We start from the raw sequence: 21,843 nt of genomic DNA on the forward strand, positions 1-21,843 counted from the left end.
ACCGCACTCCGCGCTTGCGAGGTCCGGACCCGCCTCGTCTCCTAACCGCCGATGGCATCGCCCTCCACTCGACTGGAAAACAGCACCCTGGCCGATTTCCTACGCATCCTGCGGCAGCGTTGGGTGATGATCGTGGTGCTGGCCCTGGTGGTCATCTCCACCGCCGCCGTGGTCACGGCCTTGTTGCCCAAGTGGTATTTCGCGGCGGCCACCGTGCGCGTCGAAAAACCCGATGGCGCCGTCAAACTGTTCCAACCGCAGGGCGGCGGGGGCTACGACCCGATATTCCTGCAGGACCAGTTCGAGATCATGCAGTCGCCGAAGATTCTGCATCCGGTCATCGATCGGCTGGAACTCAGCGCCCGGCTCGCACCGATGCTCGATGTGGCGGGAGAGCTGCCCAAGGACGTGACGGTGCGCTATCTCGTCGACCAGATGCTGAGCCTGGATGCCGAGCGCAACACCAGCATCATCAACATCGGCGTCTACTCGCAGCAACCGCAGTTGGCCGCCGACATCGCCAATGAGATTGCCCGCGTGTATTCGGACGACCGCATTGCGCTCGCCACCTCGGAGCAAACCGAGGGTCTGGCCAAGCTGCGCACGGAGATGCAGGCGCAGGAACGTGAGGTCACCGCCATGCGTGACCGCGTCGAGCAGCTCCGCGACGATCTGGACCTGGCCGGGGTGGACCTCAACGCGCGCTACTCCGACATGGAAATCGAGACGCTGCGCCAGATGCAAAATTCGCTCATTGCGCTCCGCGTCGACGCCATCGGTCGCAAGACCCGTTGGGAGCGCTTCCGTGACATCCCTTTTGAGGACCGCATCAACCTCATCAACGCCGAGCTCATCGACGACAACAACATCCAGAACCTGCTGCAGGCCTTTCTTGTCGCCGACCAGAGTGTCACCCGTCTGCGCGGGCGTCTGGGCGAGGCGCATCCCGATCTCATCTCGGCCATCGATAACCGCGAAAAGATCCGGCAACAGCTCGACGGCCAATTGCGCGGCTACGAAAACGCCCTCGAGATTTCCTACAAGGAGGCCGAGGCCCGTGTGGCCGAACTGGAGCGCCAGCTCGGCCAGGCCAAGGTCGACCAAATCCTTTCCGCGCGCGATCGCATGCGCCCCTTCGAGGAAGCCGTGCAGCAGCTCGACACGGCGACCAGGGTGCTCACAACGCTCAAGCTCACGCTGCGTCAGCGAGAAATCGATTTCCAAGTGCCGAAGCGCACCATCGAGTTGCTCGGCGCCGCCACTCCGGCCCGTCAACCGAGCAAACCGAGTTGGATCATCAACATGGCGCTCGCCCTCATCGTCGGCTCGCTGCTGGGCATGGGCGTCGCGGTTTCGATCGAATATTTCGACACCAGCTTTCGCAACGTGGCCGATATCGAGTCGCGCCTCGGCGTGCCCGTGGTGGGGGTGATCCCGTGGCTCAGCCGTTCTGATGACTACAACCCCGATGACATGGTCGCATCGGAACCTTTTCGCGTCCTGCAGACTAACTTGAACCTGTCGCTGCCCGACAAACAGTCGGCCGCCGTCTCGGTCGTATCGGCCGGACCGGGCGAGGGGAAGTCGACCTCCATTCATCGCCTCGCGCTCACCATGGCTCGCGGCGGGCAAAAGGTCCTGCTGGTCGACGCCGACCTCCGGCGGCCGACGCAGCACCGCTTGGGCGATTGGGAACGCAGCCCGGGACTATCCGATTATCTGCAGGGAGTGGCCTCACTCGAGGAGGTGGTGCAGACCGAGGCCGCGCCCGGACTCGATTTTATCGGCAGCGGCGGGCAGAGCGGCTTCACGCTTGGCATGCTGCACACGCAGCGCCTCGTTGAACTGATCAAGAACCTGCGGGAGCGCTACGATCGCATCCTTTTCGATTCGCCGCCGATCATCGGGGTGAGTGACGCCTCGGTTCTGGCGACGGTGATGGATGGCGCGATGTTGCTCATCCAGCACCGCCGCAATCCGCAGGCCATGACCCTGCGCGCGCAGCAGGTGTTGAAGAGTTCTCGCACGACCCTGGTTGGCGTGATCCTTAACCAAGTCCCGGCAGACAGCGGCGAAGACTACGGTTACTACGCGCACAACTACGCTTATTACCACGATGCGGAGGCCCCCTCGGCCAAGTCCTCGCGGCGGTCGCGTAACGCGTCCGCACCTGCGCGGAAAGGGCGGCCCCCATCGGGCGATGAGCCCGAGCGGCTCGAACTCAAGGAACCGGATGTCTGAACGCGGCTGGCTGGCGTGGGGGTTGCGGGCAGGGTCTGGCCGGCATCGCTGGATGCGGTGGACCGCCGGGCTGCTGCTGAGCGTGGTTGGTGTCGCGGGGCAGGCGCCGAAGTTGCGGATCGCGGGCAGCGACGTGCTGGGCCCGCCGGTGGTGGCGCTTTTGGAAAAATGGGCGGCGGACTTCGAGGAGGAGATTGCGGTCGATTTTGATGGGACCCGGTTGGCCTTGGACCGAGTGAGCGCCGGCGAAGCGGCGATGGCCCTGCTGTTGGATTACCCGACCGCCCCCGCTTTGCCGGAGACTTGGATGAGCGTGCCGCTGGGCCATGTGGTGGTCTTGGTCGTGGCGCCGGAGAAGGCCCCAATCGAACAGATCGGGTTTGCGGACTTGGCCAAGATTTTCGGCGCCAGCAGCGCGGTTGCGACCTTGCGATGGGGGGACCTGGGCGGTGTCGGCGACTGGACGGTGGAGCCGGTGGTGCCGTTTGTGACCGACGGAGAAGGGGGCATGGCCGAGCCCATCTTTCGGCATGTGGTGCTGCGCGATGGCGCGCTCAAGGCCGGCGTCACCCGGCACCGCAGCGCCCCAGCCACCCTGGCGGCGGCCGCGCGCGAAGTGGGGGCATTGGCGATCGTGCCTCGGCTGCCGGCGGAGGTGACCGGTTTTAAGGTTCTGCTCGTGTCGGCCTGGGACGATCAGGTCGCCTTCGGGCCCACCGCGGAAAACCTGGCGGTGGGGGATTATCCGCTGCGCCTCGAGCTACGTTTGGCCTTCCCGCGCGCTCAGGCCGGCCCGCTGCTGGAGTGGTTGCGACTGTGGCACAGCGAGCAAATGGCGTCGGCCTTGGAAGCCTGCGGGGTGCTGCCGCTTGCGGCGCCGGTGCGCAACCAACAGGTCTTCGATCTGGAGCTCCTGAATTGACCCTTTGCTTGCCGCGCGACTCCCGCAAAAAAAGGTCCAAAAACCTATTGACGGAGGCGCGGCGGTGGCTTCTTGTCTGCCTCCCTCTCGCGGGCGTAGCTCAGTTGGTAGAGCACCACCTTGCCAAGGTGGCTGTCGAGAGTTCGAATCTCTTCGCCCGCTCCATTTTCTTAAAACCCTCGGCCTGAACGCCGGGGGTTTTTTGTGTCCGGTGCTCAGAAACGGAGCCGAACGGTAGCACAGGCATTCCTGCGGGTGTGCGTCGGCCGGGGAGCGCTTTAGCGGTCTTCCGGAAGGCGTTCCAACCAGGCGCCAGCGTGGCGCAGGATTTCCGGCGTCTTGATGCGCAGGGGACCGCCGCGATGGCGAAGGGTCATCGGTTCACCGCGCCGGCCGGCGATCGGGTCCCACCAGTTGATGGCCCAGTTGCCGGGGGCCACGTCGTTCAGCTGCACGGTTGCGGCCGTCGGCGTGAGCTCATCGTCGAAATCGGGCGAGAGCAGGTTGTCGCGGTGACGCACCCACAGGACGATGCGGTCGGGACTGCGTCGGGCAACCGCGGTGAGCGCGGGCACGGGCAGACCCAGGTCGAGCCCGGCCAAATCGATCCAGTCGGGGCCGTGGGGGTTTTCGAGTGTGATCTCATGCGTGCCGTAGCCGAGGCGGAAGTCGAAAACCACGTCGCGGGGCACTGGACGTCCGGTGGCGACCGCCGGCCAGGTCGTGTTGGCCACGACTTGGCCATCGATGGCGATGCGCAGCGAACCGCCTCTTGGAGCGATGCTGGCGACAGTGAGGCGGGCGTTGGTGGCGGCCGGCGAGTGCAGCCGCAAAGTCATGGCGGTGGGGAAGGCGGTGTCCGGTTTCGCGGCGCTATCGAGGATGCGGCGGAACTCGATCAGCTCGGGCGGCTCGGTGCCGTCGGTCGGGAGGTCGATCGTGGGGTTGGCGCCGCGGTGCCAATAGTGGCCGGGCCCGATACGCAGGGAAGTGGTCGCACCATCGAGCACCAAGGGGTGCTCAATGCGCGGCAGAGCTTGGCGCAGGATGCCGGAGGCTTCAACAAATCCGGCCAAGGCGGCCACCTCCGGCCAGCGGTCGTTCGCACGCAGGGTTTCCACATACCACATCTGCGCCGGCGCGGTGGCCCGGCCAAAGAGTCCCGACCAGGCGAGGATGGGGTGGACGAAACCGCTGGCGCGTTGCTCGGAGGAGAGGCCGACCATGTTGTCGTCCCCCATCTCGCCGTAAAAGACCGGTCGGTCGATCGCGCGGTCGCTCAGGGCCAACGACTGCAGACCGAGGATCATGTTGGTCGCGTAGAGGTGAGGTTGGTAGTAGTCCATCGCGCTCCACAGCTCGTGTGAGAGATCGTCATCGCTGGTCGTCACGAGGTGACCGTGGACGTCGTAGCGGCGGATTAGGCGGGCCATTTCGGTGTGCCAGTCGGCGACGGCCGTGTTGGCGGCGGCATCGCCGCGGCGCGCGTTGGTCCACATCACTTCATTGAAGAGTTCCCAAGCCAGAATTGCGGGCGAATAACCCCAACGCGCGACGATGTAGCGGTATTTGTCGCGGGTGAGACGGCGGGCGGTGGCGTCGGTGAAGAAGTCCGCGGGATCCTCCAGGAAACCATCCTCGTTGGCGGCGTTCCACGGGTTCTCGGCCCAGTCGCTGTTGTTGTAGGTGGTGAACTGGCCGTGGTGCTGCAGCACCAGTTGAAGGCGGACACCGAAGTCCTCGGCCGCGTTGATGATCCGGTCGAGTCGGCGGGCCACATCCAGGTCGAGTTGCCCGAGTTCGGGTTGTTCGCCGTGGGCGGGGTCAACCCAGTCGAGATTCGTTTGCCCCCAGTCGCACATCCACACGCGGCTCCAGTTGAAGCCCACGCGTTGGAAGTCCGCGAAGGCCGCGCGGTAGTAATCCACCGGATCCCGCCCCTCGGTGGCCCACGGCAGGTTGCCGCCGAGCGGGGTGTAGAGGTTGCCGCGCGCGTCCACGAAACGCTGCCCGGAACGACGATCGATGCTGATGAACCCGCCGGACTCGTCCTCGTCCCGCACCCGGAACCGGCCGCGGTCTTCCGCCTCAAAATTCAACGGGCGTGAGATGTCGGCCACGAACTCGCTCACACTTTGCAGGCGGTAGTTGCCGCGCTCGGCGGCCCGGGTGCGCACGGCCCATTGGCCGCCGCCGCGGTAATACGCGGGCAGCTCCATGATGCGTTCGCTGGGCGTCTCCACCCGCGCCCAGATCTCGCGGCTGAAAGGATTCCCTTCGGTCGCGGTGGGCGTGAAGCGCAGTTCCACCGGCGGCGTGCCGCGGGTCGTCGAGGAGAGGAAGAGCAGGAGGAGTCCGAAAACGGAAACCACGGTTCGAAGGCGGCGTGGTGGAAAGGCCATCATGACAGGGGGCTTGAAGCGTAAAAGGGTAGGCGCGGCGCGCGCCTCCATCGGGCCGGGTCCGGCCCTCGGCGTCAACTCCTTGGCTGGGTTGCGCCGCAATCGCCACGGGAATCTCCACGGCAAAACAAGAGATCTCCTTACGGCGCCCGGCATGATTCGTTAGCCTCGCGCTTTCACTCCGCTCAGCTTCATTTCGTTTATGCCCCACCTAGATTTGTCCCGTGCAACTTGGTCCTTTCGCGATGCGGCCACCCGCCAGTGGTTGCCGGCACGCGTGCCCGGTTGTGTGCACCTCGACTTGCGCCAAAATCGTAAGATTCCGGATCCGTTCTTCGGCACCAATGAACTGGAGCTGCAGTGGATCGAGGACCGCGACTGGGAGTATCGGGCGCGGTTCATGGTCGATGCCAAGCTTCTCACCGAGGACGTCGTCGAGCTGGTGGCCGAAGGCCTCGACACCCTCGCGACGGTGACCCTCAACGGCAAGGTCGTCGCCCGCACCGCCAACATGTTCACCCCCTTTCGTTGGGAGGTGAAGAAACTGCTCAAACCGGGCCGCAACGAATTGTTCGTGCGCTTCGACCGGGTGGGCGACTACCTGCGCCGCCGCCACGACAAGTATGTGTTTCGGGAATTTAATGACCCGGTCGGGAACTGTAACCGGATTCGCAAGGAGCAGTGCCAGTTCGGTTGGGACTGGGGACCGCGGTTGGTGACGGCGGGCATTTGGCGGGACATCCGGCTGGAGGCCTGGAGCGCCAACCGACTGGAGAGCGTGATGGTGAAACAGGACCACGCCGCGAACGGCGCCGTTTCGCTTTCGCTCACCCCGGAACTCGCGCGCCCGGATGCCGCGGCGACGTGTCGCTCCACGCTCAAGCTGGACGGCAAAGTCGTGACCCGCAGCGAGGGCACGACGTTTGAAGTGCCGAACCCGCAGCGCTGGTGGCCGGCCGGGCAGGGCGCCCAACCGCTCTACACGCTGACGGTGGAAGTGCTCGATGGCGCGGGCCAACGCATCGGCGTCTGGCAACAACGCATCGGCCTGCGCACGATCGAGCTCGATCAAAGCGAAGACGAGTGGGGGCAGGCTTTCCGCTTCGTCGTCAACGGCCGACCCGTTTTTGCCAAAGGGGCCAATTGGATTCCGGCGCACAGCTTCGTCGCCAACCTCAAGCGCGCCGACTACGCCCGCGACCTGCAGTCCGCCGTCGACGCCAACATGAACATGATGCGCGTGTGGGGCGGCGGCATCTACGAGAGCGAAGCCTTTTACGACCTCTGTGACGAACTCGGACTGATGGTGTGGCAGGACTTCGCCTTCGCCTGCACGCTGTATCCGGTGGAGGAGGCGTTCCGTGACTTGGTGCGACCGGAGGCCGAGGCCAACGTGCGCCGGCTGCGGCATCGCGCCAGCCTCGCGTTGTGGTGCGGCAACAACGAGATCTGGGGCCTCAATCAGGAGACAATCCACGACGCGGAGAAACCGGACGTGCGTCCCGGTTACGAAAAGCTCTTCCACGAACTCCTGCCGGAGGTGGTGGCGGAAAACGATCCGTCGACTCCGTATTGGCCGTCGTCGCCGTGGCGGCGGGGGGGGGAGCATGAGCACGAGGCCGGCGAGAAGACGGGCGATACGCACTTCTGGGATGTCTGGCACTCGCGCAAACCGATCAAATCCTACGAGCTCTGGAAGTTCCGCTTCGTGGCCGAGTTTGGCATGCAGAGCTACAGCTCGCCCGCGACCAACGCGACTTTCTGCCCGCCGGACGACACCAACGTGTTCGGCCCGACGATGGAGAACCACCAGAAGAACGCGGCCGGCAACCAGATCATTCTCGATTACGTTTCGCGGCAGTATCGTTTCCCGCGATCGCAGGACGACCTCATCTACCTGTCGCAACTCAACCAGGCGCGCTGCATGCAGGTTGGCGTCGAACACTACCGGCGCCTGATGCCGCGGTGCATGGGGTCGCTGTATTGGCAGCTCAATGACTGCTGGCCGGTTGCTTCATGGAGTTCGCTCGAATTCACCGGCAGGTGGAAAGCACTGCACTACGCCGCGCGTCGCTTCTATGCGCCGGCGCTGGTCACGGCGCACGTGCCCGGGGACGAGACGGTGACTATTGGCAACTACCGCAAATCGTCCGTCGATGAGGCCCATGTCTACACCGTTTACGACGCGCTGGAAAACGCGCGTGGGGTCGTTTGCTGGGATCTCATGCACCTCGACGGCACGCGGCTGGGCGGCGGATCGAAGAAGGTGGTCCTGCAGCCCGGCACCTCCGTGCGACAGAAGTCCCTCGCACTCCGCAAGCTCTTCAAGTCGGCCAGCTTCGACCAAGTCTACGTGCGCATCGGTCTCGACATCGCCGGCGAACGCGTGAGCGAAGAAACCGTGCTGCTCACCGCGCCGCGTTTCATGCAGCTGCCACGCGGCAAAGTCCGGTGCGCGGTGAAGGCCTTGGACGCGCAACGTTTCCGCCTCACCTTCACCTCGCCGGTGTTGCAGCACCGCCTCGCCTTCGATCTCGCGGGATTCGATTACCGGTCGAGCGACAACTTCTTCGAGCTCTATCCGAACGAGCCGAAGTCGGTCGTCGTGACCGTGAAGCGCAAAGTCACCGCCGCGAAACTGCGCGAGAAACTCAGCTGGCGCTCGCTGGTGGACACTTATTGAGGGGAATATTTTACAGGAGGAAACAGAGGGAAACAGAGCGGTCAGCCTGATGCTTTTTGCAGAAGGTAACGAAGTGAACCAAGGTTCAGGCTGAAGGCATTGTTGCCCTTCGTTACCTTCTGTTAAATCAGCGTTGGTTCGGCTCCGTTGCCCTCTGTTGTCTCCTGTAAAAACGAAATCCAGCCAGAGCACTGATCACACGATCAGCATGGCGTCGCCGTAGCTGAAAAATCGATACTCGCGGGCGATGGCTTCGGCGTAGATTTCGCGGATCCACGCGATGCCATCGGTGCTGCCGGGGGTGAGGAAGGCCGACACGAGGCAGAGCAGGGTGGAGCGCGGTTGGTGGAAGTTGGTGATCAACGCGTCGACGCCACGGAAGGTGCGCGGCGGGTAAATGAAAATACCGGCTTCATCCACGCACGGTCGGCCGAGCGACGCGTCGTGCTTGCTGCAAAAATCCTCAATCGCGCGCACGGAGGTCGTGCCGACCGCCACCCGCCGTCGCTGGGTTTGCAGGACCGCTTCCTGCGTCGAGGCCGGCAGCTCGTAGAGTTCCCGGTGGATGTCGTGGTCGGTGATGTTTTCGGTCATGACGGGCCGAAAGGTGCCGAGACCCACATGCAAGGTCACCTCGTGGGCGGTGACGCCTTTGGTCTCGAGCCGGCCCAGGATTTCGGGTGTGAAGTGCAAACCTGCCGTGGGCGCGGCCACCGCGACTTGGCGGGAACGGTCGGCGTAGACGGTTTGGTAACGCTCCAAGTCCGCGGCCCGGCGATCGTCATCGGCTGGCCGCGAGATGTAGGGCGGCAGCGGCATTTCGCCGAGCGCATTGGCCACGTCCTTGAGCGAGGTCTGGCCGTCACCGACGACGAAGTCCACCAACGCGACCCCGTCCTCGTGCTTCTCCCGCACGGTCGCGGTGAAGGCGCCCTCGCGCGCGAAGGTCGCGCCGACGGGCAGGCGTTTACCGGGCCGCAGCAAGCACCACCAGGCTTCGTGGCCGGCGTCGTCGGTCGACTCGGCGCGGAGCAAAAAACACTCCACCGCGCCGCCAGTGGGACGTTGCGCGCGCAGGCGGGCGGGTAGCACCGCGGCGTTGTTGCGGATGAGCAGGTCGTTGCCGTCGAGCAACTCGGGCAAGTCTGTGAAGTGGTGGTGCGCGATCGAACGCGAGACTCGGTCCACCACCAAGAGTCGCGAGGCATCACGCCGCGCGGCGGGAGATTGCGCGATCAAGTGATCAGGCAGCTCGTAGTCAAAGAGGTCGGTCGAAAGGGCACTCACGGAAGCCCGCAGAGGTGGGCCGACTGACGGAATCCGTCAACCCTCCGTCCGCGCGCTGAAACGTTGCTCCGGATCCAGGACGCGTTGAACCGCCTTTTCGATTTCCGAACGATGTGGCGACTGGACCGCGGTGGCGGTGGTGCCGCGCAAGGTCTGCCACGTGATGCCCCACTCAAAGAACCGGGTTGCCGTCTCCACCGACAAGTCGCCGCCGAACCAACCGTGGGCCCCGGCGCTGTGCAGGTGAACCTGTGTGCCAAAGGCCTCCAGCAACGGTGCCAAGGCAGAATGGGGCACGCGCAGGCGGTGAAGCGGTGTCGCCGCCGCCGCGAGGATCGACGGTGAGGTGGCCTTGTTTTCGGCGAGCGTTGCGCCGGGCAATTTGGCGATGCTCGCCACCAGCGTGTCCAAGGCGTCGGCGGGCGCGCTGTGCCGCACCAGCAGGCGCCGGTTGAGGCCGTCGATATCGACCGCTTCGGGCAAGGTGGGGCTGTTGGCGAGGCGCGGCAGGAGGGCGGACAATGCGGTCGGATCCGCGAACGGGATCGCATGCGTGATCGTGGCTTCCGGCCGCGGCACGACTTTGAGCGTGATCTCGGTGAGCACGCCGTAGTGGCCGGCGGAGCCGACGAGGAACTTCGGCACGTCGAAGCCGGCGACGTTTTTCACCACCCGGCTGCCGACGGTGAGGGCTTGGCCGGTCCCGTCGATGAAGGTCAGGCCGAGCACGGCGTCGCGCACCCGACCACGCGCGAAACTGGCCGGGCCGTTGAGGTTGGCGGCAACCGTGCCGCCGAGCGTCGCGCCGAGGTCGGCGAAGGGCGGGTCGAATCCGAGGCACTGGCCCGATGCCGCGAGGGTGTCGTTGATCTCGCGCAGCGTTGTGCCGGCGAGAGCGGTGAGCACAAACTCGGCCGGTTCGTATGCGGTGATGCCGGTCAGTTGGCGGAGTGAGACGAGCTCGCCGTCGAAGCCGTCGCTGAGCGCGGGTTTCGTGCGCGCGCCGACTGGTAGCAGCCGCGGGGTGTCGCGAACGAGGTCGGCGAGCTCGGTGAGGGAGCCCGGTTCGGCGGAGGGCTTTGGGTCGGGCCGTTCCGGCGGGAGCAGCTTCCCGGGATTGGCAATGCCGTCCGGATCGTAGGCACGGTGCAGGCGATGAAAGAACGCGGTTTCGGCGGGGCCGAACATGCGTTCGACGTAGGGCCGTTTTTCGAGACCGACGCCGTGTTCGCCGGTGATCGAACCGCCAAGCTCGAGACAGGCTTCGAGGATCTGGCCGGAGAGGTGTTCGGCGCGGTCGTGGGCGCCGGGTTCGCGGGCGTCGTGCAGCAGGTTGGGGTGGATGTTGCCGTCGCCCGCGTGGCAAATGTTGGCGACCCGCATGCCGGCGGCGGAGGCGAGTTCGCCGATGCGACGCAGTGCTTCGCCGAGATGGCGGCGCGGGACGACACAGTCCTGCACCATGTTGCTGGGTGCGAGTCGGCCATAGGCGCTGTAAGCGCTCTTGCGGACCTTCCAGATGCGAGCCCGTTCGGTGGCGTCGCGGGCACTGACGAGTCCGGTCGTGGCGCTGGCGCGCAACACGCTTTCGAGGCGCGGGCGTTCCGCGGCGACGATGGGCGCGGGGCCGTCGAGCTCGATCAGGAGCAGGGCGTTGCAGTCCGGCGGATAGTCAATCGGCACGACTGGGCGCACGGCTTCGATGGTCAACTCATCCATCAGCTCGATCGCGACGGGCACGATACCGGCGGCGATGATGGCGGAGACGGCGTGGCCGGCGGCCTCGGCGCTGCGGAAGCCGGCCAGCACGGTGTGGACGCCGTCGGTGATGGGGAGGAGGTTCAGAGTGATTTCGAGGGCGACGCCGAAGAGGCCCTCATTGCCGACAAAGAGTCCGGTCCAGTCGGGACCGATGGTGTCGCGCGTGTCTCCGCCCCAGGTCACGACCTCGCCGGTGGCGAGCACGGCTTTGAGGCCGAGCACGTGGTTGGAGGTCATGCCGTGTTTCAGGCAGTGGGCACCGCCGGCGTTGAAGCCCACGTTGCCGCCGAGCGTGCAGACGGGTTGGCTCGACGGATCGGGCGCGTAGAAGAGGCCGTGCGGCGCGGCGGCGGCGGTGAGGTTGAGGTTCACCACACCCGGCTCGACGACGGCGATGCGTTGGTTCGGATCGAGACGAAGGATGCGGTTGAGTCGGGTGGTGACGATGGCGATGCCGCCCTCGACGGGGGTGGCGCCCGCGCAGAGCCCGGTGCCGCTGCCGCGCACGGTGAAGGGCACGCCCTCGGCGCGACACCAGCGCACGGTCGCGATCAGTTCTTCGGCGGTGTGCGGGGTAACGACCGCGACGGCGCGCTGGCGGTAGGCGGTCTGGGCGTCGGCGTCGTAGGTGGCCCGGGTGGCGTCGTCGATGGCGACACGGTTGTCGGGAAGCTGGGAACGGAGGCGCTGAAGGGCAGGGGACGACACGGGAGAAGAGCTGAAACTCAAAAATGCTGAAAAGCTGAAATAGAGAAGCAAGGCGGGGTGGCGAAGGCGATGCGCGATTGGGGAGGTTGACCGCGGGCGCGGGCTCGGCTTGGACTGGGAGCATGCGAGCCGACGAGTTTTTTGCGCTGCCCCCTTCGCTGCAGGCTTTTGCCGCCCACTTTGCGGCCGAAGCGCCGGTGTGGGAATGGGTCGGCGCGATCAAAGGCGCGTTGGCGGACCTGAAAGGCAACACGGCGGAGCGGGACCTGCCGCCCGGCGTGGTGGTGGAGGGGGAGGTATGGCTCGACCCGAGCGTGAAGCTGCCCGGTCAGGCGACGCTGATCGGCCCGTCATACATCGGCGCGGGCACGGAGATCCGTCCGGGTGCCTTTGTGCGCGGCAATGTCATCGTCGGCGCCGGGTGCGTGCTGGGGAACAGTTGTGAGTTTAAGAACTGCCTGCTGATGGATGGCGTGCAGGTCCCGCACTTTAGCTACGTGGGCGACTCGGTGCTGGGCAACGGCGCCCATCTCGCCGCGGGCGTCGTGCTTTCCAATCTGCGCCTCGATCAATCTCCCGTGCTCGTCCGGCTGCCGGACCGCGTGGTGGAGACCGGACTGCGCAAGATGGGCGCGATTTTGGGCGATGCGGCCGAGGTCGGTTGCAATGCCGTGCTCCAACCGGGCACCCTGCTCGGCAAACGCGCGTTGGTCATGCCGACGCTGGCCTTCGGCGGCTACCTGCCGGCCGGGCACTTCGCAAAAGCACGCACCAGCCTTGCGGTCATCCCCCGTCGCGACTGAGGAGGACCCTTCTCGGCAAGGTTTTCGCCGCCTCTCGGCAATTCCTGCCGCTTGCCCCCCGGGGGAATTCCCTCGGTCGGCTTTTGGTGTGCTTGAATAAAATATGAAATTTTTAAAACGCTCATAGCGAATAGGTAACAGGCTATCGCTGGTTCTTGGCACGTGGGTTGCGATCAAGACCGCCGATGGCACAAACCAACCTCAACACTCAGGCTCAACCGGGCGCCACCTACCGCCTGGTCGTGCACTCCGCCCAAGAGGCGGTCGACACGATTCGCCGTGAGCTGGGGCCGACCGCCCGGGTGTTGTCTGTTCGCAATCTGCCCAACTCCGGCCTCAAGGGTCTGTTCTCCCGGCCGCAGATCGAGGTTGTTGCCGAATTGCCCGCCGCGGAGGAGGCCGAGCCCGCCCCCGCCACGATCGCCGAGGTCCCGGCCCCGGCTGCCAATCAAGCCGCGACCCACTCGGTGGCCGGCACTTACGGCCAGGCCCGCGATGCGGCCACGGGGGACACGCCGGCCGACGCCAACGCCCGCACCCGTCGCCCGGCGGTGGGTATCGAGGCCGATGACTTTTACGCCGGACCGGAACGCAAGACCGGCCGCCTCCTGCCCGACGTGCTGCGTCGCGGTGGGTTCTCCGACATCATGATGGCCCGCCTGCAGGGCAGCCCGCGCTGGCGCGACATCGAGCAGCGTCCGCTGCACGAGGCGCTCAGCCACATCGGTGAGGAGCTGCGCGAGGTCGCCACCGCGCCGAAGCGTCGCCTGCTCACCGATCGCGTGGCCTTCCTCGGGCTCGCCGGCACCGGCCGCACCACCGCGCTGAGCAAGTGGCTGTCGCATCAAGTTTTTCAAAAAGGCCGCACCGGCTCCGTCGCCAAGGTGGAGTTTGACCGGCCCAATCCCGCCGATGGTCTCGCGGTTTTCTGCGAGGCGCTCGGCGTCAACCTCATGCACGTCGACGGCACCGCGCCGCTGCGCGAGCAGAACCGCAATCAGGACTTCCTGCTCGCCGATCTGCCCAGCCTGCGTCTCGGCCGCCAGCAAGACGAGCATCTCGCCGACTTCCTCGACCAGAGCGGTTTCACCAGCCGCGTTCTCGTGCTGCACGCGCTGCACGATCGCGCCGCTCTGCAGTCGGCATACTCCGTGGGACGCGAGCTTGGTGCGACCCACGTTGTCTTCACTCACGTCGACGAGCTCGCCCACTGGGGCAAGCTCTGGGACTTCCTGCTCGAGGGCGCGGTCACGCCGCTCTTCCTCGGCACCGGTCCCAGCCTCGTCGGAGAACTCGAAACCGAAGCGGTGGACGCTCTGCTCCGCCGCACCATCCCGGGAGCCTGACCACGATGCGCACCGTCATGCTCTGGGGTGGGTTCACCGGGTTTTTCCTCGCCGCTGTCGCTGGATTCACCGCCGACCGTCCGCTGGATCTCATCCTGCGTGATGCCGCGATCGCCTGCCTCGCCGGCGCCTGGCTGCTGCGCTGGTGGTGGTCGCAACTCGAGCGGGCCCTGACCGAGACCTTGGAAATCCGTCGCCGCCTTGCCGAAGAGGAGGCCGCCGCTGAGGCCGCCGCCCAAGAGAAAAAGGATGCCGCCGCCCTGGCCTCCAAAACCGCCTCCCGCCGGGAAGCCGCCAACCCCGCGCTTGCCCGTTCGTCCGCCGCCGCCCCCGCCATGCCTGCCCGCACCTGAGTCCCTTCAACCTTTTTGAACCCACCCACCCGCCATGAACAACGCCGCTCTCAAACACGTCCCGGAAGCCCCCAAAGCCTCATCCGCGTGGCGCGTCTACTCCGGGGTGACCGGCCCCGTCGACGAGTCTGAACTCATCGAACGTCACCTCCCGCTCGTCCGCAACGTCGTCGATCGCATCAAGATTCACCTGCCCGCGCACGTGGAGGTGGAGGACCTCTACAGCGTCGGCGTCACCGGTCTCATCGCGGCGGTCAACCGTTTCGATCCGGAGCAGGGTCACACCTTCGCCGCCTACGCCACCACCCGCATCCGTGGCGCCGTGCTTGACGAGCTGCGTCGCCTCGACTGGTGCCCGCGCCGCGCTCGCGCCAAGGCCCGCAAGATCCGCAACGCCATCACCGAGGTGGAGCAAAAGGTCGGCCGCGCCGCCACCGACGAAGAGGTGCGCGAACACCTCGGCCTCGAGCCCAAGGAATTTGCCCGCTGGCAGGAGGAGATCCGCCCGATCAGCTTCGTGCCGATCGATCAGCCCCTCGAGGACGAGGAAAGCTCCGGCGGCACCCTGCACGACCTCATTGCCGACGATCAGGCCGAGGACGTTTGCGCCAACATGGAGAAGGACGAGCTGCTCAAGATGGTCGCCGACCGCATCGAGCAACTGCCCGACGTGCAGAAGAAGGTCCTCGCCATGTATTACTTTGAAAACATGCGCCTCGCGGAAATCGCCGCCGTGTTCGGCCTCACCGAGTCCCGCATCTGCCAGATTCACGGCCAAGCCATTCTCGGTCTGCGCTCCTGGATCCAACGCGCCCGCAACCGCTGAGCGTTCGGCTCCATCTTTCGCCAGCCTTAACCCTCTTTTCCGGCCATGCTCATCATCGTTGGTTCACTTATCGTCTTCATCTCGACGATTGGCGGTTTCATGATCGCCGGCGGCAACCCGATGGTGCTGCTGCACGTGTCGGAGTTTGTCGTCATTCTCGGTGTCGCGCTGGGCGTGCTCATCATCGCGTCGCCGGGTCACATCATGAAGGAAATCATTCACAAGGTTCTCGTCGCGCTGAAGGGCGGGGGACCTTCCAAGAGTGATTACGAGGACATCCTCAAGCTGCTCTACGAGATCTTCATGGTCGGTCGCCGCAACGGTCTCATCGCGCTCGAAGAGCACGTCATGAACCCGACGGAGAGTTCCATTTTTCAGCGTTATCCCGGTTTCACCGCCGATCACGAGCGCATGAGCTTCCTGCTCAACGGCCTCAAGCCGATCATCGACGGCAAGATCAAACCCGACCAACTCGAGGAGCTCATGTATGGTGAGCTCGAGGCGCGCGGGGAGGAGAAGGAGCACCCGGTGCACCTCCTCCAGCTCGTCGGCGACTCCCTCCCGGGCATTGGCATCGTCGCGGCGGTGTTGGGCATCATCAACACGATGTCCGCCATCTCCGACGGTCCCGAGGTGGTGGGCGAACGCGTGGCCGCGGCGCTCACCGGCACGCTGCTCGGCATCTTTGTGGCCTACGGGTTTGTGAATCCCTTGGCCAACCGCGTGAAGTTCAACAACAGCTCCGAGATGCAGGTGCTCAACTGCATCCTCGCCGCCGTCGCCGCCTTCGCCAAGGGGCTCGCGCCGCTCACCGCGGTGGAGATCGCGCGTCGCACCCTGGACTCCTCCGTCCAACCCGACGGCGAGCAACTCGAGGAAACCCTCAAGTCGCTGCCGTCGCCCAAGTAATCCCCGGCCATGGCCAAGCGCAAAAAGAAGAAGGGGGGCGGTCACCACGGTGGCGCCTGGAAAGTGGCCTACGCCGACTTCGTGACGGCGATGATGGCGCTCTTCATGGTGCTGTGGATCTCGGCCCAGGACGAAAAGATCCTGCTCGCGACCTCCCGCTATTTTCAGTCGCCCTTCAACTCACCGATGGACGCCACCACCGGTATCCTGCCTTTCGATACCAATCAGCCCACCAAGTCGAGCAGCAGCTCCAAGAGCGAGGACGGCGCCGGGCCGAACCAAAGCACCTCCGACGCCCGCACCATCGACCTGCAGTTCCTCAACTCGGTCGCGAAGGACTTCTACCGGCTGCTGCACCTGGACGAAAATTTCGCCAACCGGCCGATCGACATCCAGGTCACCTCCGACGGTCTGCGCATCACCCTGTTTGATCGCGAGAGTCAGCCGCTCTTCATCGACAACACGGCCGATTTCACGGAGTGGGGGACCTTTGTGATTCAAGGCCTCGCCTGGGTCATCGACCGCCACAAGTTCAACGTCGTCATCGAAGGCCACACCAAGGCCGGCCTCGAGTTTCCCGACGAAACCTACACGCCGTGGGAACTCTCCAGCGACCGCGCCAATGCCGCGCGTCGCGCGCTCGTGCACTACGCCGTCGAAGGCAAGCTCATCGAACGCGTCTCCGGCTTTGCGGCGACCCGCGCGCTGCCCGACGTGCCGCCCGAAGACGAGAGCAACCAGCGTGTGTCCTTCAGCCTCACGGTCGGCACCCGCGCCCGCCGCGGCGAATCCCCCGTTTCCTATTCCGAATGAAGTCCTTTCTCTCCGGCCGCCCCTCGGCCTCTGTGCCGTCCCTCAAACCCTTGCTGGAAAAACCGGCGGCCCATCGTGGTGTGAGTGCCCAAACCTCGGCCGCGGGGGCCGGTGGTGGATCGCGTGCTCCCATGGGAGGGGGCGGTCACGCGCATGAGCCGACCGTGGAGTGCGTCAAACAAGGCGACAAGGTCACCCACCTCATCGTGACCTGCGCCTGTGGCGAACGCATCGAGATCGACTGCCTCTACGCCGGCCCGGCCTGATGAGCAGCACCAAGGTGGACGCCGGCCCTCGGGACGGCGAGATGACGGTGGCCCCGCGCGGCCCGTGCGCGGCGCGGTTGATTCTTCGTAGGGCTCTCTTGCCATTAACGTAAATCGGGGGCGAACTTTGCGTCCGATGTTCATGCCCGCTTCAACCCGTGGTCTCATGCGGACGCTTTCACCCCGTGCCTCCCTTGCCGTTATTGCGCTCACCGGTGCTCTGTTTGCCTCCGGTTGCGCCAAAGAATCCGGCGATCGGCCGGCAACCGGCTCCGGTGCCGGGCGCGCCAACGCCAACCGGGCTCAGCCGGTCGAGGTCGTGACCCTCGCCAAGCGCGACATGGTCGAAACCCTCAATCTGGTCGGTTCGATCGCGGCCAATGAATCGGCCGAGATGCGCACCGAGATCGGCGGCATCGTGCGCGGCATCTATTTCGACGAGGGCCAGCAGGTGAAGGCGGGCGACCTGCTGCTCAAAATTGACGACGCCGAGCTGCAGGCCCAGCAGGCCCAGGTCGAGGCGCGCTTCAACCTCGCCAAACTCAACGTCGAACGCAGCGAGAACCTGAGCCAATCGCGCACCATTGCGCAGTCCGAGTATGACCGCGCCCGCTCGGAGTTCGCCGCGGCACAGGCCGAGCTGTCGCTCATCCGCCTGCGTTTGTCCAAGACCGAGATCCGCGCGCCGTTCGCCGGGGTGGTGGGGGCGCGGGCGATCTCGCCGGGCGATTACGTGACGCCGACCACCGTCATCACGACGATCGACGACCTGAGCCGCCTGAAGATCAATTTCCAGGTGCCGGAACGTTACCTCGCCAAGGTGCACCCCGGCACCGTGGTCACCCTGCGCACGCGCGCCGAGACCTTTGCCGACGACGAACAGGATCTCACCGGCGAGGTTTACTTCGTGAGTTCGACGATCGATCGGGCGGTGCGCTCCTCCGAGGTGAAGGCCATCATCAAGTCGGCCGCTCCCGGCCTGCGTCCCGGCATGTTTGCCAACATCAACCTCCTGCTCGACGAGAAGTCCGGCGTCTTCGCGGTGCCGGAAGGCGCGATCCTCACCAACTCGCGCGGCGTGCAGATCATCACCGTCGATCAAAGTGGCGATGTGCCCAAGGCTGCCTTCACGCCCGTGCGCACCGGTTTGCGCGCCGGGGGACTCGTTGAAGTGACGCCGCTGCGCGGTCCGCTGGAGGAGGGCACGCAAGTGGTCGCTTCGGGGGTTGGCGCGCTGATTCTCTTCCCGGGCGCGCCGCTGGATCCCATGCCGCTGCGCGACGCGTTCCTGACCCCGTAACCGGTGCCGTCCCCGCTGATTCCGGTCGCACTGTAACCGCTTTTCCCATGCTCCTCTCCGACGTCTCCATCAAGCGACCGGTCGTCTGCATCGTGCTCGCGCTGCTCATCCTGCTGGTGGGCAGTCTCGCCTTCCAGCGTTTGCCGGTGCGGGAATATCCGGACATCGAGACGCCCATCGTCTCGGTCGACGCCCGTTATCCCGGTTCGGCGGCGGAGGTCGTTGAAACCCAGATCGTCGATCCGTTGGAGGAGGAACTCTCCTCCATCGACGGCGTGCGCATCATGCGCGCCAACGCCAACGCCGGCCGCGGCAGCGTGACCCTCGAGTTCGATCTGCGCCGCGACATCAACGAGGCGGCCAACGACGTGCGCGACAAGATCGGCCGCGTCGTCGATCGCTTGCCCGACGAGGTGGATCCGCCCGAAGTAGAGAAGGCCGACTCCGACGCCGACCCGGTGCTCACGCTCTCGATGAACTCCGATCGGCACTCCCGGCTCGAGCTGTCCGAGCTGGCCGAAAACGTGGTGGTGCAACGCTTGCAAACCGTGCCGGGCGTGTCCCGTGTGCGGGCCTGGGCGCCGCGTTATGCGATGCGCCTGTGGGTCGACCCCGACCGGCTCGCGGCGTATCAGTTGACCGTGTCCGACATCGAGCGCGCGCTGCGCCAGCAGAATGTCGACATCCCCAGCGGCCGTCTCGAATCGGTCACCCGCGAGTTCAGCATGCGCCTGGAGGGCCGGCTCAACGAAGTGAGCGATTACGAGAACCTCGTGTTGGCCACGCGGGGCGAGACGCAGGTGAAGTTTTCCGACGTGGGTCGCGTGGAGCTCGGTTCCAGCGACTATCGCGTGCAGGCCTATTTTAACGGGCGAACCGCGGTCGGCATGCAGGTGCAAAAGCAGACGCAGGCGAACCTGCTGCAACTGGCCGACGAGGTGAAGGCCCTGTTGCCCGAGCTGCGCCGCAACCTGCCGGAGGGCGTGAACCTGGAGGTCGCCTACGACACGAGTATCTTCATCCAGCGTTCGGTCGACGAGGTGTATTACACCCTCTACATCGCGGGCATCCTGGTCGTGCTCACGATCTTCGTCTTCCTGCGCGACTGGCGGGCGACGATGATTCCGCTGGTCGCGATCCCGGTCTCGATCGTGGGCTCGTTTGCGGTGATCCAGGCCATGGGCTTCAGCCTCAACCTGCTCACGATGTTGGCGCTGGTGCTGGCGGTCGGACTCGTGGTCGATGATGCGATCGTGATGCTGGAGAACATCTACCGGCGCATTGAGAACGGGGAGGGGCCCATTCACGCCGCCATCTTCGGCGCCCGGCAGATGGCCTTCGCGGTCATCTCGACGACGCTCACCCTCATCGCGGTGTTCGTGCCGGTGGCGTTTCAGTCGGGTCGCACCGGCCGACTCTTCTACGAGTTCGGCATCACGCTGGCGGTGGCGGTCTCGGTTTCCAGTCTCATCGCGCTCACCCTGACGCCCATGCTGTGCTCCCGCCTCCTCGTCGGGCGCAACAGCGGCGACGGCACGATCAAGCACGGTCTGTTCTACCGCCTCACCGAACCGATGTTTGAGGCCATCAATCGCACGTTTTCCCGGGTGCTGTCCGGGGTGCTGCGCGTGAAGTGGTTGATGCTCTTCATCGTCGCCGGATTCGCCGCGGCCGGACCGTGGTTCTACGGCCACTTGCAGCGCGAGCTCACGCCCAACGAAGACCGCGGCGTGTTTCGGGTGATGATGAACTTCCCGCTCGGCTCCACGCCGCAATACGCCGCCAGCTACGCCGGCGATTCGGAGGAGGTGCTCCTCAATACGCCGGAGATCGACAAGATGTTTCGCATCACCGGCATGGGCGGCGGCGGGGCCAACCGCGGTTTCATGTTCGTCATGCTCAAAAACTGGGAGGACCGCAGCCGGTCGACGCAGGAGGTGCTTTCCGAACTGCGCGGCAAGTTTGGGGAAAACCCCGGAGGCATGATCATCGCCGCGCCGGTGCGTCCGCTCGGCGGCCGTCGCAGCTCCTCGGGGGGCGTGCAGATGGTGCTGGTGGGGCCGGAGTTTGACGAGCTGCAGAACATCGCCGCACAGATGACGACCGCCCTGCGTGACAGCGAGGTGCTGAACCGCCCGCGCATCTCGCCCGAGCCCAACAACCCGCAGCTCAATGTGCGCGTCGACCGCGCCCGGGCGGCCGACCTCAAGGTGCCGGTGATCGATGTCGCGACGACGCTCGAATCACTCTTCGGTGGCCGGCGGGTCACGCGATTCCGCCGCGGGGCCGACGAGTATGATGTCATGCTGCAGGTGGAGGACTCGGATCGCACCTCGCCGTCCGACCTCGGCAAGATCTATCTCCGCTCGACGGAGGGTCGGCTCGTGCAGCTCAGCAATCTGGTTGAGACCAGCGAGGAGATCGTGCCGGACTCGTATCCGCACTTCGACCGCCAACGCTCGATCTCCCTCTCGGCCCAGTTGAACGACGGCTTCACCCAAGGCGACGGCGTGGCGGAGCTGGAGCGGCTGGCCGCCAACCTCATGCCCGAAAGCTACAACTACACCTGGGACGGCGAGACCCGGGAGTTTGTCGAAAGCTCGTCCGACGCGCGCATGCTCTTCGGCCTGGCGCTTGTATTCACTTTTTTGATTCTCGCGGCCCAGTTCGAATCGTGGATTCACCCGATTACGATCTTCAGCGGCGTGGTGCTGGCGCTCACCGGCGGCGTGGCGGTATTGTGGGCCTCACGTTTTTGGGGAACGCCTCTCACCGACAACCTGTTCTCCCGCTTCGGGCTCATCATGTTGATCGGACTCGTGGCCAAGAACGGCATTCTGATTGTCGAGTTCGCCAATCAGCTGCGCATCGAAGGCCGCAACGCGGCGCAGGCCGCGCACGAGGCGGCGACGCTGCGTTTCCGACCGATTCTCATGACGGCGATTTCCACCATCCTGGGTGCCTTGCCGCTCGCGCTGGCCACCGGGCCGGGCAGTGAAACGCGCAACCCGATGGGCCTGGTGATCGTCGGTGGCCTGGCCATCGCGACCTTCCTCACGCTCTTCGTCATTCCGGCGATCTACATCATGATGGATGCGATGGTCGTGAAGGTGACCGGCAAATCCAGCGCCCACGGCCTGGTGCAGGCGGCGGAGATCGAGAAGGAAGTGGAGAAGCACGAGTCCTTGGCCGGCGCCGGGACGCGGGATTGAGGTAGGGCGGT

The 21,843-nt window shown here is 65.4% G+C and carries 15 protein-coding genes and 1 tRNA gene; 13 read left to right on the plus strand and 3 right to left on the minus strand.

The genetic code is table 11. The annotated features are described in order from the left end of the window. The first annotated feature begins 51 nt into the window (after positions 1-51). The 3 genes from AC0MRV_RS07880 to AC0MRV_RS07890 all read left to right on the plus strand — a co-directional run bounded on the left by AC0MRV_RS07880 (position 52) and on the right by AC0MRV_RS07890 (position 3,328). Positions 52-2,241: a GumC family protein gene (locus AC0MRV_RS07880; RefSeq protein WP_472763900.1), complete on the plus strand. Its 2,190-nt coding sequence runs from the start codon at positions 52-54 to the stop codon at positions 2,239-2,241. Further along, positions 2,234-3,163, plus strand: a complete 930-nt coding sequence (locus AC0MRV_RS07885; RefSeq protein WP_472763901.1) for a hypothetical protein — start codon at positions 2,234-2,236, stop codon at positions 3,161-3,163. Before AC0MRV_RS07880 ends, AC0MRV_RS07885 begins: the two co-directional genes overlap by 8 nt. An 89-nt stretch (positions 3,164-3,252) precedes the next feature. Further along, positions 3,253-3,328, plus strand: a tRNA-Gly gene (locus AC0MRV_RS07890). Between the two features lie 113 nt (positions 3,329-3,441). Here AC0MRV_RS07890 and AC0MRV_RS07895 read toward each other — a convergent pair. Further along, positions 3,442-5,535, minus strand: coding sequence for a DUF5060 domain-containing protein (locus AC0MRV_RS07895; RefSeq protein ID WP_472763902.1), 2,094 nt, complete (start codon positions 5,533-5,535; stop codon positions 3,442-3,444). 232 nt (positions 5,536-5,767) lie between these two features. Between AC0MRV_RS07895 and AC0MRV_RS07900 the strand changes: the two genes are divergently transcribed. After that, positions 5,768-8,248, plus strand: a complete 2,481-nt coding sequence (locus AC0MRV_RS07900; protein ID WP_472763903.1) for a beta-mannosidase — start codon at positions 5,768-5,770, stop codon at positions 8,246-8,248. Between the two features lie 195 nt (positions 8,249-8,443). Here AC0MRV_RS07900 and queA read toward each other — a convergent pair whose 3' ends face one another. Then, a complete protein-coding gene (gene queA / locus AC0MRV_RS07905) occupies positions 8,444-9,535 on the minus strand; it encodes a tRNA preQ1(34) S-adenosylmethionine ribosyltransferase-isomerase QueA (RefSeq protein ID WP_472763904.1) in 1,092 nt (363 codons plus the stop codon). A gap of 36 nt (positions 9,536-9,571) precedes the next feature. Next, the gene (locus AC0MRV_RS07910) at positions 9,572-12,004 is read right to left on the minus strand and encodes an FAD-linked oxidase C-terminal domain-containing protein (RefSeq protein ID WP_472763905.1); all 2,433 of its coding nucleotides are present in this window, start codon (positions 12,002-12,004) and stop codon (positions 9,572-9,574) included. A gap of 122 nt (positions 12,005-12,126) precedes the next feature. Between AC0MRV_RS07910 and AC0MRV_RS07915 the strand changes: the two genes are divergently transcribed. From AC0MRV_RS07915 to AC0MRV_RS07955, 9 genes are all read left to right on the plus strand, one after another. Continuing rightward, positions 12,127-12,807: an acyltransferase gene (locus tag AC0MRV_RS07915; protein WP_472763906.1), complete on the plus strand. Its 681-nt coding sequence runs from the start codon at positions 12,127-12,129 to the stop codon at positions 12,805-12,807. Positions 12,808-12,992: 185 nt separating this feature from the next. Continuing rightward, on the plus strand, positions 12,993-14,153 hold the full coding sequence (locus tag AC0MRV_RS07920) for a hypothetical protein (protein WP_472763907.1): 1,161 nt from the start codon (positions 12,993-12,995) through the stop codon (positions 14,151-14,153). A 5-nt stretch (positions 14,154-14,158) separates the two neighbouring features. After that, the gene (locus AC0MRV_RS07925) at positions 14,159-14,506 is read left to right on the plus strand and encodes a hypothetical protein (RefSeq protein ID WP_472763908.1); all 348 of its coding nucleotides are present in this window, start codon (positions 14,159-14,161) and stop codon (positions 14,504-14,506) included. Between the two features lie 34 nt (positions 14,507-14,540). Continuing rightward, complete coding sequence (locus AC0MRV_RS07930) at positions 14,541-15,332, plus strand: FliA/WhiG family RNA polymerase sigma factor (protein WP_472763909.1); 792 nt, start codon at positions 14,541-14,543, stop codon at positions 15,330-15,332. Positions 15,333-15,377: 45 nt separating this feature from the next. Further along, the gene (locus AC0MRV_RS07935) at positions 15,378-16,241 is read left to right on the plus strand and encodes a motility-associated protein (protein WP_472763910.1); all 864 of its coding nucleotides are present in this window, start codon (positions 15,378-15,380) and stop codon (positions 16,239-16,241) included. Positions 16,242-16,250: 9 nt separating this feature from the next. After that, complete coding sequence (locus tag AC0MRV_RS07940) at positions 16,251-17,054, plus strand: flagellar motor protein MotB (RefSeq protein ID WP_472763911.1); 804 nt, start codon at positions 16,251-16,253, stop codon at positions 17,052-17,054. After that, the gene (locus AC0MRV_RS07945) at positions 17,051-17,320 is read left to right on the plus strand and encodes a hypothetical protein (RefSeq protein WP_472763912.1); all 270 of its coding nucleotides are present in this window, start codon (positions 17,051-17,053) and stop codon (positions 17,318-17,320) included. The genes AC0MRV_RS07940 and AC0MRV_RS07945 overlap by 4 nt, the downstream gene beginning before the upstream one ends. A 142-nt stretch (positions 17,321-17,462) precedes the next feature. Then, the gene (locus AC0MRV_RS07950; RefSeq protein ID WP_472763913.1) at positions 17,463-18,620 is read left to right on the plus strand and encodes an efflux RND transporter periplasmic adaptor subunit; all 1,158 of its coding nucleotides are present in this window, start codon (positions 17,463-17,465) and stop codon (positions 18,618-18,620) included. Between the two features lie 47 nt (positions 18,621-18,667). Further along, the gene (locus AC0MRV_RS07955) at positions 18,668-21,832 is read left to right on the plus strand and encodes an efflux RND transporter permease subunit (protein ID WP_472763914.1); all 3,165 of its coding nucleotides are present in this window, start codon (positions 18,668-18,670) and stop codon (positions 21,830-21,832) included. Positions 21,833-21,843: the final 11 nt, after the last annotated feature.

It is taken from the genome of Actomonas spartinae, from assembly GCF_051209155.1.
Taxonomy (GTDB): Bacteria; Verrucomicrobiota; Verrucomicrobiia; order Opitutales; family Opitutaceae; genus Actomonas.

What these genes read in the sequence shown, in the direction of transcription:
- AC0MRV_RS07945 (WP_472763912.1), top strand. Translation starts at nt 17,051, where the DNA reads ATGAAGTCCTTTCTCTCCGGCCGCCCCTCGGCCTCTGTGCCGTCCCTC.
- AC0MRV_RS07950 (WP_472763913.1), top strand. Translation starts at nt 17,463, where the DNA reads ATGCCCGCTTCAACCCGTGGTCTCATGCGGACGCTTTCACCCCGTGCC.
- AC0MRV_RS07915 (WP_472763906.1), top strand. Translation starts at nt 12,127, where the DNA reads ATGCGAGCCGACGAGTTTTTTGCGCTGCCCCCTTCGCTGCAGGCTTTT.
- AC0MRV_RS07885 (WP_472763901.1), top strand. Translation starts at nt 2,234, where the DNA reads ATGTCTGAACGCGGCTGGCTGGCGTGGGGGTTGCGGGCAGGGTCTGGC.
- AC0MRV_RS07955 (WP_472763914.1), top strand. Translation starts at nt 18,668, where the DNA reads ATGCTCCTCTCCGACGTCTCCATCAAGCGACCGGTCGTCTGCATCGTG.
- AC0MRV_RS07935 (WP_472763910.1), top strand. Translation starts at nt 15,378, where the DNA reads ATGCTCATCATCGTTGGTTCACTTATCGTCTTCATCTCGACGATTGGC.
- AC0MRV_RS07940 (WP_472763911.1), top strand. Translation starts at nt 16,251, where the DNA reads ATGGCCAAGCGCAAAAAGAAGAAGGGGGGCGGTCACCACGGTGGCGCC.
- AC0MRV_RS07880 (WP_472763900.1), top strand. Translation starts at nt 52, where the DNA reads ATGGCATCGCCCTCCACTCGACTGGAAAACAGCACCCTGGCCGATTTC.
- AC0MRV_RS07925 (WP_472763908.1), top strand. Translation starts at nt 14,159, where the DNA reads ATGCGCACCGTCATGCTCTGGGGTGGGTTCACCGGGTTTTTCCTCGCC.
- AC0MRV_RS07900 (WP_472763903.1), top strand. Translation starts at nt 5,768, where the DNA reads ATGCCCCACCTAGATTTGTCCCGTGCAACTTGGTCCTTTCGCGATGCG.
- AC0MRV_RS07930 (WP_472763909.1), top strand. Translation starts at nt 14,541, where the DNA reads ATGAACAACGCCGCTCTCAAACACGTCCCGGAAGCCCCCAAAGCCTCA.
- AC0MRV_RS07920 (WP_472763907.1), top strand. Translation starts at nt 12,993, where the DNA reads ATGGCACAAACCAACCTCAACACTCAGGCTCAACCGGGCGCCACCTAC.